The following is a 13,763-nucleotide window of genomic DNA, read 5'->3' as shown; positions in this document are numbered from 1 at the left end:
CTATTCTAGTGTACTACAATGATTGATATCTAGTTATGATTTTCGCTTTCTGAAAACGATTTTTTCTTCATGCGTTTGTCGTGTCCAAATTTTTTAATGAATAGAGGCACTAGAAGTAGCATCGACTGTCACCTTTCCCCCAAAATATCCCTCAGTTGCTCCAGAATCTGTATCTGTCCACAAATTCCCAGTATCAGATGTAATCAAAGCTAAGTCGATGATTTCATTATCGAGCTCTTTCAGTTTCCCCTCTTCCCATACCTTGATGCGGTCTTGTAAGCCTGGGGTCACAAGCATCTGATGAGCCTTGGTAAGAATAACAGCTTCTAAACCTGTCTCTCCTAAGATGGTCTGGTAAATATCCGACACCGGACTACCAAACAAACGAGTGGTCCATATTTCACCATCAATAGATTTCTTAGAAACAATGGTCAAACTAGCTACATCGTTTGCAACAGGATAACCTGTCTGACTATCAAAAATATGATGGTAGGTTTTTCCCTTATGGGTCAAGGTTCGTTCATAGATACCCGAGGTCACGACAGACTCGGCACCCATTTTCAAAATTGCAACCTTATTTCCTCGAGGAAGTTTTGGATGTTGAATGCCAATTTGCCACAAGCCATCGAGATGATGACTAGCCACGCCAAAGGTTCTCACAGTCCCACCGAGATTGATAAAACCACTTGATACATTCATTCTCTCTAAATGTTCAACGATTCGATCAGCAACATATCCCTTAGCAAGAGCCCCTAAGTCAATAGCCATGCCCTCTCTTTTTAGAAAGACAGACTGCTCTCTTTGATTTAATTCGATATCCCTGGGATTGATAAGGGGCAGTCTCTTCTCAATTTCAGCGTGACTAGGAACACGCGCATCTACAAACCCAATCCGCCAAGCCTGAACCAAAGGACCAATCGTGATATTTAAGCGACTATGAGGGGCACAACTATGAAACTTTCCAAGCGAAATCAGTTCAAACAAATCAGCCGCCACAGGCACTGCCTGCACTCCTGCATTGAGATTGACTTCCATGAGTTCAGAGGTCAAATCGTTTGCTGAAAAACGATCTTTATAGAGATAGAGAAGGTCTTCTACCTGATCTAAAATAGGCTCGGCATTCTGGTGCCAGATGTTCACTTCAATCACTGTTCCCATGAGTCGAAGACAGCGACTACTTGCTTGCATCTGCTGCCACCTGCTGCAATTCTTGATAGATTTCTTCATTTTCTTCCAAAGAAGAAGCATTTGCCCCACTAGCCAATGGATGCCCTCCTCCCCGGTGACGTTTCGCAATCTCGTTGATCGGAAGAAACTTACTCCGTAAACGTACACGATAAGAACCATCTGATTGCTCGACAAAAACACCCCAACTTTTAACGGTATTAATCCGCCCTGGTATTCCTACGATAAAGGAGGTGTCGGCATCTTTAAGCCCATATTCCTTAAGTAAGTTTTGACTGAGAATCACACGTGCCGCCCCATTTTCGTCCACTTCTAAATGGTCGTAAACATAGGCAATCAGTTTGGCGACCCTATAGTCTACCGAGTCCATCTGGCGCGAAAGTCCTACAAAGTCAAAATCGTATTGGCGAAGTTTTGCTACAATCTCAAAGGTCTTGGCAGAGGTTGCAGGATATAGAAAACGCCCAGTATCCCCAACAATACCTGCATACAAAAGATAAGCGATATCGCTATCCATCTTCAAGTCCATCTCCAAGGCAAATTGTGCGACCATCTCACTACACGAACTCGCCCTAGTATCAACCCAGCAAATGTCTCCATAAACTTCGTCATTAGGGTGGTGATCTATCTTAATCAGAAAGTCTCCTCGGTCATATCGTTCGTCATCAATCCGCGCTTGATTAGCCGTATCAGTGACAATGACCAAAGCTCCCTGATATTCTCCATCTTCAACTGTCTCCATCTGGGCTAACCAAGCAAGGTTCGCCTCTGCATAACCGGTCACCTTAATGGTCTTTTCAGGGAAGTTTTTTTGCAACAAACGCTGCAATCCTACCTGACTGCCTAAAGCATCTGGGTCTGGTCGCAGATGGCGATGAATAATAATGGTCTGGTATTCTGTTATTTTTTCAAAAATCATTTCTAACATGCCATAGTCTCCTTTTTTTCATTCTATCATAAAAGTAGCGCTTTTGAAAATTGAGAGAATGTGGTATACTAAGGCTATCATCTATTTTTGGAGGAAATTATGGCACTGGCAAAAATTGTCTACGCTAGTATGACAGGCAATACAGAAGAAATTGCGGATATTGTCGCAACGAAACTCGAAGAGCTCGGTCTTGAAGTGCACAATGACGAATGTACCACCATTGAAACGGAAGAAATTTTAGAGGCAGATATTATTATCGTGGCAACCTATACCTATTCTTATGGTGGAGATGGCGAATTACCTGATGAAATCGTTGATTTCTATACAGACTTGGCTGACTATGATTTGACTGGTAAAATCTACGGTGTCTGCGGATCAGGTGACACCTTCTATGAAGATTTCTGTAAATCCGTAGATGACTTTGATCTCATGTTGGCATCACGTGGTGCCACTAAAGGGGCTGAAAATGTCAAAGTTGATCTGGCAGCTGAAGAAGACGATATCGTGCGTCTTGAACAATTCGCAACAGACCTCGTTGCAACTTTAAAAGCCTAAATACTGATATATAAACTAATAGGAAGATGAACTCTAAGAAATGATGCTGGGCTTAAGCCCAGCATCATTTCTTTATTTTGTATAGTCTTTACATTTATAGGTACAATTGAGCTACATGCGGACTAAAAATGGTAAAAAAGATGAATCGTATTGATGACTGGCGAATCTTCTCCGATTTCCTATTTTTCTTTCTATTTTATTAACACCTTCATATCTTAATTGAACACTGCATCACTCTCCTATTTGCTGTAGTTGTTGTGACTTCCGTTCACTTTCCAGATACAGATTTCCTTGGATAGGGCGCTTTTTATACGCCCTTGGATCTTATTCTTTTTGATACTCCTTTCAGATCTCACAAAAATGTCACCCTAGACAATAAACTTGTGAGTGCTAGGATACCACTAAGGTGAAATAGAGCTTGCAAGAGCAAGAAGATACTGACGTCCTTTGAAGAAAGAGATTTTTGAAGCGTATTATCCTTCTCTAAGACTGATCATCCTCTGTAGACTATAAATGGATTGTCTCCTATTAAGCATGTAGCTGATGATAATCGTTATGGCAAAAAATGGGAGGTTCTGAAATCCAAAGACTTCCCCACCAATGAAAATCGGAGCAAGTAGCGTATTAGTCGCACTGGCAAAAACACTGATATAACCAGCAGCTGCCACTACTTCGACTGGCAATCCGACAATAGGGGCAAGAATGACACCAAGCGACGCACCAATCGCAAATAGTGGAGTCACTTCACCACCTTGAAAACCAGCTGCCAAAGTCAACACGGTAAAGATCAATTTCAAGAGAAAATCATAATAGTAAATCTGATGCGTAGAAAAACTCGCTTCAATCAGGTTCGTCCCAAGCCCTGCATAGCGTCCAAAATGTGCTAGGCTGAGTGCTAAACTAAGCAGAGCCCCTACCATAACAATCCGCAAATAGGGATTTCTCACATAAAGAGTAAGCCTCTCTTTTAACAGGTTTTGGAGATAGACAAAGAGATTTCCCGCTATACCAAATAAAAGTCCCAGTAACATACCTTTCAGAAATACTCCTATGGTGATAGTCTGAGTGAGAGATAGAAGGTGTGAAAATTTTTCCAACCCTAAAAAATTCGAGAAGCTACTCGCCGTATAAACCGCAAATAAACACGGAATTAAAGCATATAGCTGTAGCTGACCAAGGGTGATGACTTCTAAAGCAAAAAATAGGGCTGCTAGCGGCGTTTGAAATAAACCAGCAAACCCCGCCGCCATTCCAGTTATAAGGAATACCTGGCTGGAGTTAGGAAAGGTAAAAGAGGGACTAAAGCGATGCGAAATGGTCGCCCCAAGTTGAACTGCCACTCCCTCTCGCCCAGCACTTCCACCAAAAAGATGTGTTAACCAGGTCGAAACCACAACCAAAGGAAGCAAGTGCAAAGGGATCATCTGCTTTTTTCCCTGTGCAACCTCAAAAATCAAAGTCATTCCTTTCTGCGCCTCTTTGCTAAAATGATGGTAGAAAAAGACAAGCACAAGACCTGCCATTCCTAAAAAAGGAAGAAGATAGGCTAGGGCAACTGTTCGAATCTCCCCCACATAGAGTAAAACACGACCAAAGAGGGTATCGACCATTCCAACGAGCAAGCCAACAGCCACTCCTACTATTCCTAAGCGTAAACATAGTCCGTAGGAATACTGATAACTATCTCCTATTTTCTCCATTACTACTCCTTTTTCCACCATGCGTATCTACATCAATATCCCTTTGAACTCGTCCATCTCTTTCTCATTGACAACTGCAAAAATAGTCGCTCCTGCATGCAAGAGAGTATCTCCATCTACTAATTCAGACTTTTGATGATAGATTTGGGTCGTAATGAGGATATTTTTCGGAAGAGCCAATTCTCTTACTTTTTTTCCAGCAATCTTATCTGAAACAATGAGCTCAATCAAGGTAGGCTCAACGATATCTGTCGCATGCGCAATCGTCATTTTAGCGAGCATGGCTTCATAGATAGGCTCCCCTTTTAATAAGTCCATAACGATATAGGCAACGAGTGTCACAACTCCAATGGTCATCAGTTGTTTCAAATCCCCGACCATTTCCGTTACCAAAATCATAGCAGTCAGTGGCGCTTTGGAAATCGCACCAAAATAGCCCGCCATTCCCAAGACGATAAAAAGAGGCAAGGCATTCGTAGAAATTAGAGCAAAGTCTTCCAAAACCAGACCAAAAGCCAGCCCCAAAAGAGAACCCAAGGTCAGCATAGGTAAGAAAATACCTCCTGGTAAACCACTACTATAAGAAATCATACTCCAAATAAAGCGAACGACAAAATAGAAGAAAACTGTCGGTAAGAGTATCTGTTCCTGAGCCAGAGAAAGAATCAAACGATGCCCACCACCTAGTAACTGCGGATAAAAATAGCCGATTGGAATCACGAAGAGAATCACGATAAAGCCGTAAGCATAGGGTGGAATCTGAAACTTTTTCCCAAGAAAATCATAGAAATGGTGAAAGTTTAAAATAACCTTTTCATAACTAAAGCCCATCACCCCTAAAAACATGCCCAGCAGGATAAAAACCCAGTATTGCTCTAAGGACAGAAAAGGGAGTTCCTGATTCATGGACAAAACAGGTGTTAGACCAAATATATTCAATGAAATGAAATTGGCAACTAGGCTTGCAACCAAGGCTGTTACCCAAACCATTCGAGAAAAATGATGGTAAATTTCTTCAACAACAAAAAGGAGACCTGCAATCGGTGCATTAAAGGCTGCTGAGAGACCTGCTGCTGCTCCACTTGCAATAAAAGCTCTTGTTTCCATACGGCTTGCCTTTAAAAAATGAGCTACTCCTTTGGCAGACATAGCTCCTAACTGAATACTTGGTCCTTCACGACCGAGCATAAAACCCATTGAAATGGAGCAAACTCCTGCAAGGAATTTCTTCCAAAGGACACTCCACCAATCTGTCCGAAGCAGACCTTTTAATTCCCCCTCGATGTGAGGAATGCCCGAGCCCTTAATATCCGGATCTGACTTGACTAAAAGACTGATGAGCCAAACCACAAGGAGACTAACCAAGGTAATCGGCACCAATAGTAACGGATTTAGTCGCGCTTGATGATAAACAGCAATGACCTCTTCAAAAAGCAGTTCAATTGCTAGACGAAACAAACTAACTACCACACCCGACACAATTCCTACGACAATGCCACGCCAAACAAAGCTCATGATAGAGCTGACCGAAAAACGAAATTCCCGATGATGATTTTCCATACTCTCTCCTATAACTATCCCTAAGTCTAAAGCAAACATCCTAATGATTCTAAACTCTGACTTGGAAAGAAAACGGCAAGTTGCTACACCCTGTTTCAGCCTATTTCCTGACATCAGTATTTTTGATGCTGGTTAATTTTTATAATTCAAAATTGGTCACGCTCACATACTGCCCCTACTAGTGCTGTTCAGTATTAACTCGCAATTTATGCCCATGTCCAACCTATTAACGAGCAAAAAACACCCTTGATCGAGCTGGGGTGTTTTCTCCTGGGCTTAGTTTACCGAATCGTTAAAACGTTTAGTATCCAATCCTTTCCTAAAAGGGGGGGAATTTGTTCTGATTTTCCCTTTCTTCTGACCAAGCACGACCAAACACTTAACCGTCCATATTTTCCATTTTGGACCATTTAGTATCTTCCCTGCAGGAATCGAACCTGCAACTAATTCTTAGGAGGAATTTGTTATATCCATTTAACTAAGGGAAGTCTGCCTCTCTATTCTAACTCAAAAAAGGACAGAATGCAAGAGCAAGTGTATCTTAGTCTCTGGTATATTTACGATATTTTTCCATCTTTCCCTTAAAAAGTTCACCATTGCTTGGAGCCGTATAGGAAACTGCATTCGCCCCAGCTTTGATAACCCGACGGATAGACTCTTCTGTCGGACCACCTGTTGCAATAATCGGAAAGTCAGGAAAATTTTCTCGAATTTTTTTCACAACATTCGGAGTTTCCATACCGCAAGAAACATTTAAAATATCGACTCCTGCTTCGATACGTGAAAGCAAATCAGACCTTTCAGAAACAACGGTATAGATGATAGGAATATCGACTACTTTATTGATTTCTCTGATTGTCTTAACATCAGTTGGACCATTGACTACAACAGCATATGCCCCCTCTGATTCAGATAACAAGCTCATATTGGCTGAACGGATCCCTGTTGTCAATCCTCCACCGACACCTGCCAAGACTGGAACAGATGCAACTAACATAATGCTTTTGATAATAGCGGGGCTAGGAGTGAAAGGGTAAACTGCTAGAATTGCATCAGCATTATGGTTCGCAATAATAGACACATCTGTGGTAAATAAGACAGATCGAATACGGCGACCATAAATACGGATCCCGCTACATTCTTTAATAACCTCTGGCATTTGAACAATGTCCTGCCGTAAATCTGATAACACAGATGGAATAAACTCTTTTTCCATACTCTATCTCCTCTATAGCGTTGTAATCTAGTATACCATATTATTTCATGGATAGTTCTACCAAAAGCATTCTTCCCACGCCGTACGTATAAAGAAAAGGCACATCCATTCTGGATTGCCCCTCTACAATTGTTCCACCGTAGATTAACGACGGATTTCTTTGATACGTGCAGCTTTTCCTTGCAAAGCACGTAGGTAGTACAATTTCGCACGACGCACCTTACCGTAACGTACTACTTCAATTTTATCAACACGTGGAGTGTGGATTGGGAATGTACGCTCTACACCAATACCGCTAGAAATCTTACGGACAGTGTACATTTCTGAGATACCTTGACCTTTACGAGAGATAACCACTCCCTCAAAAATCTGGATACGCTCACGGCTTCCCTCAACAACCTTAGCATGAACACGCACAGTGTCACCAGGACGGAATGCAGGGATATCAGTACGAAGTTGACCTTCTGTCAAACTTTGAATTAATGGATTCATGTTTCTTTATTCTCCTATCTTGCCAATCATGGGAGCAGGTCCCAGCGGATTAACCGTTTTTTGTGTGTCCATTACACACTCCCCCTATTATATACAAAGATTTGGTAATTGTAAAGTAAAATGACAGATTATTCGCGACATCCCTAAAAATCCAGTAACAAACGATTGCAAGCTACCTTTCATCTTCTTTATCCTCTAGAGATATGCACGGATCATTTTCTTCTTAGAAATATGCTTTCGGTAAAACAACGATTTTCTCCCATTCAAAGCCCCATTCCCTTTTTAGACATTTTTCTTAACTAAAAAGCAAGACCCTGTCCTTGATAAGAATTACAATTCATCGGCAATTTTATTGATTTTGCGCAGTCGATGATTAAGACCACTTTTAGTAAGTGGTGTGGAGAGACGATCAGCTAGCTGTTGAATCGAATAATCCGGGTGCTGAATCCGCAATTGTGCTACTTCTTGCAAGTCAGCTGGTAATTGATCTAAGCCAATCTTCTCCATTATTTTAGAAATATTGTTGATGGTCTTCATACTAGCGGTCACAGTCCGTGCTATATTCGCTGCCTCTGCGTTGATTGCTCTATTGAGATCATTTCGTGTCTCACGTAACACTTTGACATTCTCAAATTCCGTCTTAGCTTCTTCAGCACCGATGATCAAAAGAAAGTCCATAATATCTTCTGCCCGCTGCAAGTAAGTAATACTCCCCTTGGAACGCTCAATCACCTTACCGTCCAAGAGAAACTTTTGGAGAAGTTTAGCTAAGTCATGGGCATGGTCATCATAGATGGAGGCAATCTCTAGCTGATACTTCCCTGTTTCTGGATCCTTGACTGAGCCACTCGCTAAGAAAGCACCACGAAGATAGGACTGGCTCCAGTTATCATTTTCTAAAATCGCAGGTGCAATCCCTGTTTCCAACCCGAAAAAACTATCTGCCAAATACAAATCATTTAAAATATCATTGACACCATTCTCCACAAATACTGTATAAACACGATTTTTGCGCAGGTTCGTCTTTTGGTGATGGCGAATTTCAGCCTTAACTTGGTAAAATTGATAAAGCATTTCATACAGATGGCGGGCTATTTTAGCATGTTCACTACTGATGGACAAGGTAAGTCCTGACGAGGCAAGCCCCAAACTACCAGACAGCTTAATCATAGCTGCCAATTCGCTTTTTTCAGTTCGGCACTGACTGATAATTTCTTCTTTTACCTGCATGCTAAAACTCATGTTCTCACCTGCAAAATCTTCAAGAGTTCCTCAACAACTAAATCACCATCATGAAAGGCTCCACCATTTTCAAGCCGTAAAAAATTAGAGGAGATCACTCGCTGAGCTTGCGATTGTAAGCCTGTAAAATCATGTTTTACCTGGACTAAATATTCATCAAACTGATACGTATTCATGTATTCTTTGGGAACTGGCTCGATATTGACCAAGACGGTATCAATAAAGTGCTCTCCTAAGTGCTTATTCAACACTCGCACATGATCTGCGTCGCTGAAAAATTCAGTTTCTCCTCGCTGGGTCATAATATTGCAAACATAGGTGACATCAGCCTTGGTCTCTTTCAGGGCTTGACCGACTTCTGAAATCATGAGATTGGGCAAAATCGAAGTAAAGAGAGAGCCTGGACCAAGGACGATCATATCACTTTCCAAAATACTCTCTACCACTTTCCGACTAGCTGTCGGTTCATCTTGGTTATAGGAGTTGGTTACATAAACATGGTCAACCATGCCCTTGTAATCTGCAATCTTACTTTCACCTACCACCTCATGTCCATCGGTAAAAACAGCATGAAGGGTCAGGGCATTTTCACTTGAAGGATAGATTTTCCCCGTTGTATGAAAGAACTTAGATAAGAGCTGCATCGCATGGTAGGTCGAGCCCTGCATTTCAGAAATTCCAGCAATGATCAAATTGCCCAAGGGGTGACCTGCTAATGCCCCATCTGTCTCGGCAAAGCGATATTGAAAGATACGCTCATAGAGTTTGGGCATATCAGACATGGCAAGTAGGACATTGCGTAAATCGCCAGGCGGTGTCATCTGCAAAGCCTGGCGGATTTCGCCTGAAGAGCCGCCGTCATCTGCCACGGTCACAATTGCTGTAATATCCACATCCTTATCGCGTAGACTTTTGAGAATAACTGGAATGCCTGTACCGCCCCCAATAACAGCTATTTTAGGTTTTCTCATGAACGATTGACCGTTTCCTTTCGTCTATCTTTATCACGGTGACTGAGGTTGACCGTCCAACCTTTTTCTAAATCATCTGCTAGGCGCTTAGCAAAGGCTACACTTCGGTGCTGACCGCCCGTACAGCCAACGGCAATCGTCAGAACAGACTTCCCTTCCTTTTTATAGCCTGGTAAAATTGGCTCAATCAAGCCCAATAAATGTTGATAAAATGCTTCTGATTCCTCAGCTGCCATCACATACTGAAAGACTGGTTCATCTAAGCCTGTTAAATTCCTCAATTCAACTTGATAATAGGGATTCGGTAAAAATCGCACATCAAATACCAAATCTGCATCAAGCGGTAAGCCATATTTGAAACCAAATGAGATGACTTCCACACGAAAAGAGGACTGGCTGGTCAAGCTAGCAAACTGATTTGAGATTTCTTGACGGAGATTACGCGGTGTCAATTCTGTTGTATCAATCACATTCTGGCTCATATTTTTGAGTGGCGCTAGTAATTCTCGCTCCAATTGAATCCCATCGAGAACCCGCCCATCAGCAGCAAGTGGATGCGATCGCCGAGTCTCCTTATAGCGGGCTACCAACTCACTATCGGTTGCATCTAAAAAGAGAACCTTAAAGTCGACATCATCCGCTGATTCAATCTCATCTAAAACCTGACGGATTTCTGCAAAAAAGGAACGACTGCGCATATCAACAACAAGTGCCACCTTGTCATTATCCTGACTATGACGCATCAATTCTAAAAATTTTGGCAGGAGAGCTGGTGGCATATTATCAACCGTAAAATACCCTAAATCTTCAAAAGACTGAATGGCTACGGTCTTTCCAGCACCTGACATTCCTGTAACAATCACAAGATGAAGTTTTTCAGCCATAATTCCCCTCTCTAATTTTCCACAACTGCAATGACTTCAATTTCCACCTTGACATCTCGTGGCAAACGAGCTACTTCAACTGCTGACCGAGCTGGAAATTCAGATGTAAATGCCGTTTTATAGACTTCATTGAACGATACAAAGTCATCCATATCACTCAAAAAACAAGTCGTTTTCACCACATGGTCAAAATCAGTTCCTGCTTCGGTCAAAATCGCTCGAATATTGTTCAAAACCTGAGTTGTTTGTTCTTCAATCGTGGTTCCGACAACCTCTCCCGTTTCTGGAGACAGAGGAACTTGACCCGATGCAAATAAGAAATTTCCAACCACCTTTCCTTGGACGTAGGGACCAATTGCTGCTGGTGCTTTATCTGTGTGAATGCTTCTCATTCTCATACCTCTTTCATTTTTCTTTATTATAGCACATTTTAAAGAAATGGGAGTAAATCGTTCTTGTCTACTTCTTTTCCTATTTGATGTATAATACATCTATCAATAAAACAGATGAAGAGGAGGTTTTTTATGCTTTATTCTGTCACTGCTACTAACCAGGAGGGCATTCATGGCGAAGTTGTCTTATCTAGCCAAAAAACAGTCCTGACTGCTCACCCTCTAACCAAAGATGAGGGCTTCAACCCAGAAGAACTACTAGCAACTGCTTGGGCTACTTGTCTAAATGCGACTATCCAAGTCCTCCTAAAAAATCAAAAATGCACCCACCAATCACGAGTAGATGTCACCTGCGAACTTCACCAAGAAGAGACAGGCTACTTCTTTCAAGTCAATGCTAGAGCTAGTATCAAAGGACTAGCCTTTGAGGAAGCAGACACTCTCATACACCTCGCCCACACCCGTTGCCCGATTTCTAAACTCCTAGCTCAAAGCCAGACTATCTCCCTACAAACAATTGATTGGGAAGCATAGGCATTTCGTCTATCGTTCATTGCCTCACTTCGTTCACTATTTATTTTATACCTATGGACTTATTGGTATATTTCTACTTAAAAACGAAAGTGCTCTACAAATTTCATCTTCAACTCCATTAGTCTGGAGCCGAAAAAGAAAAAAGAGTCTGAGACAAAATAGTTCTCAGTCACAAAAAAGCTAGAGATTCCATTTTTATGGCTCTAGCTTTTTATTTTTGAAGGGTTCTTTTATTGTATTTTAGGAGATTATTGGCCATGAGTACGAATCCCATGTCAATTTTGACCTGACGCTTCCCTCTTAGGTTACAACGTTTGTAGCCTAAACAAGCCTTTATCTGCCCAAAGACAGGTTCCACATCAATCTTGCGTTGAGCGAAAATCTGTCTACCTTCGGGAGATAAAAGCGCCTGACATTCTTTGGCTTTTAAGTGTTGATAGCGGTCGTTGATATAAAGTCCCTTTTGAGGGGCGACTTCAGGCTCATCAGCGTAATAGACTTTCACTTCCTGTTGAAAGTCCGTCTGTGTTTTTTTACGTTTGATATGATGAAAACGATAGCGCCACCCGTCAGGGTGTGTGTAGCTATCCTCTCTTTCATCATAGTGCCAATTCGCCAAGTTCCTAGCCGACTGTTTATACCTTTTTTTCTGTTCCTTATCAAACATGGCATACTTAATCAGGTGGTTCACCTTCTTTTCATCCAAGCGAAGGAGATTCTCTTCACTTCCGTATCCCGCATCTGCAACAACTGTCTTCAAGTCATGCGGATAGGTTGCGAGAAAGGGCAACAGGGTCTTAGTATCCGCCGAATTTGAGAAGACATCATAATGAAGCACAAACTGATTTTCAGTTGCGATTTGAAGATTATAGCCAGCCTTGAGTTGACCATTCTTCATGTGGTCTTCTTTCATCCGCATGAAAGTGGCATCTGTATCTGTTTTAGAAAAGCTGTTACGCCCTTCAAATGTCTCTTGATAGGTTTCATATTTTTCAGCGCGCACTGAAAAATCCTCCTTGACTTTACGCAGGACTTTCTTTAGTTTACGACCTTGAGTTTTCCGTTCATCCTTTCCTTTAACAGGTGTTTCCTCAATGTCTTGGTTCAGTTTTTCCAATTCTTCTTCAAGGACTTGAGCAAACTCTGTCAACTGCTCTGAGGAAATAGGATTTTCGTCATCTAGCGCAATGGCCTGATGGATAAGAGGTGTGACTTCTTCTTGGAAATAGACCCGTATTTGTTCTTGAAGTTTGACGGAAAACTTGTCCGTGGCCTTTTTCCATACGAAACTATACTTGTTGGCGTTTGCTTCAATCTTAGTACCATCAATAAACAGACAATCTAAGGTCACTAACTCTTCCATTTTTAAACGAAGATTGAGGGCAATGAAAAGCTCACGAATGAGGTCTTCCATCCCCGCAGCAACACGAAAGCGATTGATGGTCCGGTAGCTGACAACCATCTGTCCTGTTAGGTACTGCATGGCGATATTTTCAATCATCATTTTTTCAATTTTTCGCCCAGAGAAGATACCTTGGGAATAAGCAAAGAGGAGAGCCGATAACAGCATTTTAGGGTGATAAGACGGACGACCAAAGGCATGGTAAAAATTATCAAAAACACAATTATCAAGGTTATTAACCACTTTTTCAAGGGTAAAGACAAGATGGTCTTGTGGCAAAATGCTAGCAAGTTCTAATGGTAAAATCGTTTGATTTGTGTTATAGTGAATATGCATGGGATAGCCTTTCTAAATGGTTTATTAGACAATTCTATTTTAACAAGACTATCGCAATCATGCAAAAAGCAACGGCAAAATCCGTTGCTTTTTTTGGCTCTATAATTTCTGTAGTGGGTAAATCCACTGTAGAGATTATGGAGCCTTTTTGAGTATAGAAAAAAAGTCCCATATGATCTATAATGAAAAGCGACTAATCTACTCATTAGAAAGGGTCATATGGAACAACTAAATCTTATCACAAATTTTCTCAAAATTAAAGACAAAAATATCCTTATCACTAATGAATATGATATGGGAACTCACTTCGAACTCCACGGTCACTTAGATTACACAGCCCCTAAATGCCCTTCCTGCAAGGGACAA

Annotated in this window: 13 protein-coding genes, 1 tRNA gene and 2 pseudogenes; 4 read left to right on the top strand and 12 right to left on the bottom strand. The window is 41.5% G+C overall.

Annotation, left to right across the window (positions count from 1 at the left end):
• Positions 1-276 precede the first annotated feature (276 nt).
• Positions 277-1,188 (bottom strand): annotated as a pseudogene (locus ACVPON_RS04195) (FAD:protein FMN transferase); the annotation flags it as partial.
• Complete coding sequence (locus tag ACVPON_RS04190) at positions 1,175-2,113, bottom strand: DHH family phosphoesterase (RefSeq protein WP_462876477.1); 939 nt, start codon at positions 2,111-2,113, stop codon at positions 1,175-1,177. The pseudogene ACVPON_RS04195 and the gene ACVPON_RS04190, both read right to left, overlap by 14 nt.
• A 99-nt stretch (positions 2,114-2,212) precedes the next feature.
• Between ACVPON_RS04190 and ACVPON_RS04185 the strand changes: the two genes are divergently transcribed.
• Positions 2,213-2,668, top strand: coding sequence for a flavodoxin (locus ACVPON_RS04185; RefSeq protein WP_462876475.1), 456 nt, complete (start codon positions 2,213-2,215; stop codon positions 2,666-2,668).
• 473 nt (positions 2,669-3,141) lie between these two features.
• On the opposite strand, the gene ACVPON_RS04180 is transcribed toward ACVPON_RS04185, so the two are convergent.
• The 9 genes from ACVPON_RS04180 to ACVPON_RS04140 all read right to left on the bottom strand — a co-directional run bounded on the left by ACVPON_RS04180 (position 3,142) and on the right by ACVPON_RS04140 (position 11,125).
• Positions 3,142-4,368 (bottom strand): chloride channel protein, encoded by a 1,227-nt coding sequence (locus tag ACVPON_RS04180; RefSeq protein ID WP_462876473.1) that lies wholly within the window; start codon positions 4,366-4,368, stop codon positions 3,142-3,144.
• A 27-nt stretch (positions 4,369-4,395) separates the two neighbouring features.
• Entirely contained in the window at positions 4,396-5,928 is a 1,533-nt protein-coding gene (locus ACVPON_RS04175) for a ClC family H(+)/Cl(-) exchange transporter (protein ID WP_462876471.1), read from the bottom strand.
• A 416-nt stretch (positions 5,929-6,344) separates the two neighbouring features.
• Positions 6,345-6,416: transfer RNA gene (locus ACVPON_RS04170), tRNA-Arg, on the bottom strand.
• 53 nt (positions 6,417-6,469) lie between these two features.
• Positions 6,470-7,144: a hydrolase gene (locus tag ACVPON_RS04165; RefSeq protein WP_462876469.1), complete on the bottom strand. Its 675-nt coding sequence runs from the start codon at positions 7,142-7,144 to the stop codon at positions 6,470-6,472.
• A gap of 144 nt (positions 7,145-7,288) precedes the next feature.
• Complete coding sequence (rplS, locus tag ACVPON_RS04160) at positions 7,289-7,636, bottom strand: 50S ribosomal protein L19 (protein ID WP_067085767.1); 348 nt, start codon at positions 7,634-7,636, stop codon at positions 7,289-7,291.
• Between the two features lie 330 nt (positions 7,637-7,966).
• The gene (whiA, locus tag ACVPON_RS04155) at positions 7,967-8,878 is read right to left on the bottom strand and encodes a DNA-binding protein WhiA (RefSeq protein ID WP_462876466.1); all 912 of its coding nucleotides are present in this window, start codon (positions 8,876-8,878) and stop codon (positions 7,967-7,969) included.
• Positions 8,875-9,849, bottom strand: coding sequence for a YvcK family protein (locus ACVPON_RS04150; RefSeq protein ID WP_462876464.1), 975 nt, complete (start codon positions 9,847-9,849; stop codon positions 8,875-8,877). The genes whiA and ACVPON_RS04150 overlap by 4 nt, the downstream gene beginning before the upstream one ends.
• Positions 9,846-10,733 (bottom strand): RNase adapter RapZ, encoded by an 888-nt coding sequence (gene rapZ / locus ACVPON_RS04145; RefSeq protein WP_462876462.1) that lies wholly within the window; start codon positions 10,731-10,733, stop codon positions 9,846-9,848. Before rapZ ends, ACVPON_RS04150 begins: the two co-directional genes overlap by 4 nt.
• An 11-nt stretch (positions 10,734-10,744) precedes the next feature.
• Positions 10,745-11,125: a RidA family protein gene (locus ACVPON_RS04140; RefSeq protein WP_462876459.1), complete on the bottom strand. Its 381-nt coding sequence runs from the start codon at positions 11,123-11,125 to the stop codon at positions 10,745-10,747.
• A gap of 132 nt (positions 11,126-11,257) precedes the next feature.
• Here ACVPON_RS04140 and ACVPON_RS04135 point away from each other — a divergent pair, with 132 nt between their 5' ends.
• Entirely contained in the window at positions 11,258-11,659 is a 402-nt protein-coding gene (locus tag ACVPON_RS04135; RefSeq protein WP_462876457.1) for an OsmC family protein, read from the top strand.
• Between the two features lie 211 nt (positions 11,660-11,870).
• Here ACVPON_RS04135 and ACVPON_RS04130 read toward each other — a convergent pair whose 3' ends face one another.
• A complete protein-coding gene (locus tag ACVPON_RS04130) occupies positions 11,871-13,397 on the bottom strand; it encodes an IS1182 family transposase (protein ID WP_462876455.1) in 1,527 nt (508 codons plus the stop codon).
• Here ACVPON_RS04130 and ACVPON_RS04125 point away from each other — a divergent pair.
• On the top strand, positions 13,358-13,549 hold the full coding sequence (locus ACVPON_RS04125; RefSeq protein ID WP_462876453.1) for a hypothetical protein: 192 nt from the start codon (positions 13,358-13,360) through the stop codon (positions 13,547-13,549). The two genes, ACVPON_RS04130 and ACVPON_RS04125, sit on opposite strands and share 40 nt — an antisense overlap.
• Before the next feature lie 67 nt (positions 13,550-13,616).
• A pseudogene (locus ACVPON_RS04120) lies at positions 13,617-13,763 on the top strand (ISL3 family transposase); the annotation flags it as partial.

The sequence above is a fragment of the Streptococcus sp. 1F3 genome, from assembly GCF_054968985.1.
This window is presented reverse-complemented; position numbering and strand designations above follow the sequence as displayed.

What these genes read in the sequence shown, in the direction of transcription:
- ACVPON_RS04190 (WP_462876477.1), bottom strand. Translation starts at nt 2,113, where the DNA reads ATGTTAGAAATGATTTTTGAAAAAATAACAGAATACCAGACCATTATT.
- ACVPON_RS04185 (WP_462876475.1), top strand. Translation starts at nt 2,213, where the DNA reads ATGGCACTGGCAAAAATTGTCTACGCTAGTATGACAGGCAATACAGAA.
- ACVPON_RS04180 (WP_462876473.1), bottom strand. Translation starts at nt 4,368, where the DNA reads ATGGAGAAAATAGGAGATAGTTATCAGTATTCCTACGGACTATGTTTA.
- ACVPON_RS04175 (WP_462876471.1), bottom strand. Translation starts at nt 5,928, where the DNA reads ATGGAAAATCATCATCGGGAATTTCGTTTTTCGGTCAGCTCTATCATG.
- ACVPON_RS04165 (WP_462876469.1), bottom strand. Translation starts at nt 7,144, where the DNA reads ATGGAAAAAGAGTTTATTCCATCTGTGTTATCAGATTTACGGCAGGAC.
- rplS (WP_067085767.1), bottom strand. Translation starts at nt 7,636, where the DNA reads ATGAATCCATTAATTCAAAGTTTGACAGAAGGTCAACTTCGTACTGAT.
- whiA (WP_462876466.1), bottom strand. Translation starts at nt 8,878, where the DNA reads ATGAGTTTTAGCATGCAGGTAAAAGAAGAAATTATCAGTCAGTGCCGA.
- ACVPON_RS04150 (WP_462876464.1), bottom strand. Translation starts at nt 9,849, where the DNA reads ATGAGAAAACCTAAAATAGCTGTTATTGGGGGCGGTACAGGCATTCCA.
- rapZ (WP_462876462.1), bottom strand. Translation starts at nt 10,733, where the DNA reads ATGGCTGAAAAACTTCATCTTGTGATTGTTACAGGAATGTCAGGTGCT.
- ACVPON_RS04140 (WP_462876459.1), bottom strand. Translation starts at nt 11,125, where the DNA reads ATGAGAAGCATTCACACAGATAAAGCACCAGCAGCAATTGGTCCCTAC.
- ACVPON_RS04135 (WP_462876457.1), top strand. Translation starts at nt 11,258, where the DNA reads ATGCTTTATTCTGTCACTGCTACTAACCAGGAGGGCATTCATGGCGAA.
- ACVPON_RS04125 (WP_462876453.1), top strand. Translation starts at nt 13,358, where the DNA reads ATGGTAAAATCGTTTGATTTGTGTTATAGTGAATATGCATGGGATAGC.
- ACVPON_RS04130 (WP_462876455.1), bottom strand. Translation starts at nt 13,397, where the DNA reads ATGCATATTCACTATAACACAAATCAAACGATTTTACCATTAGAACTT.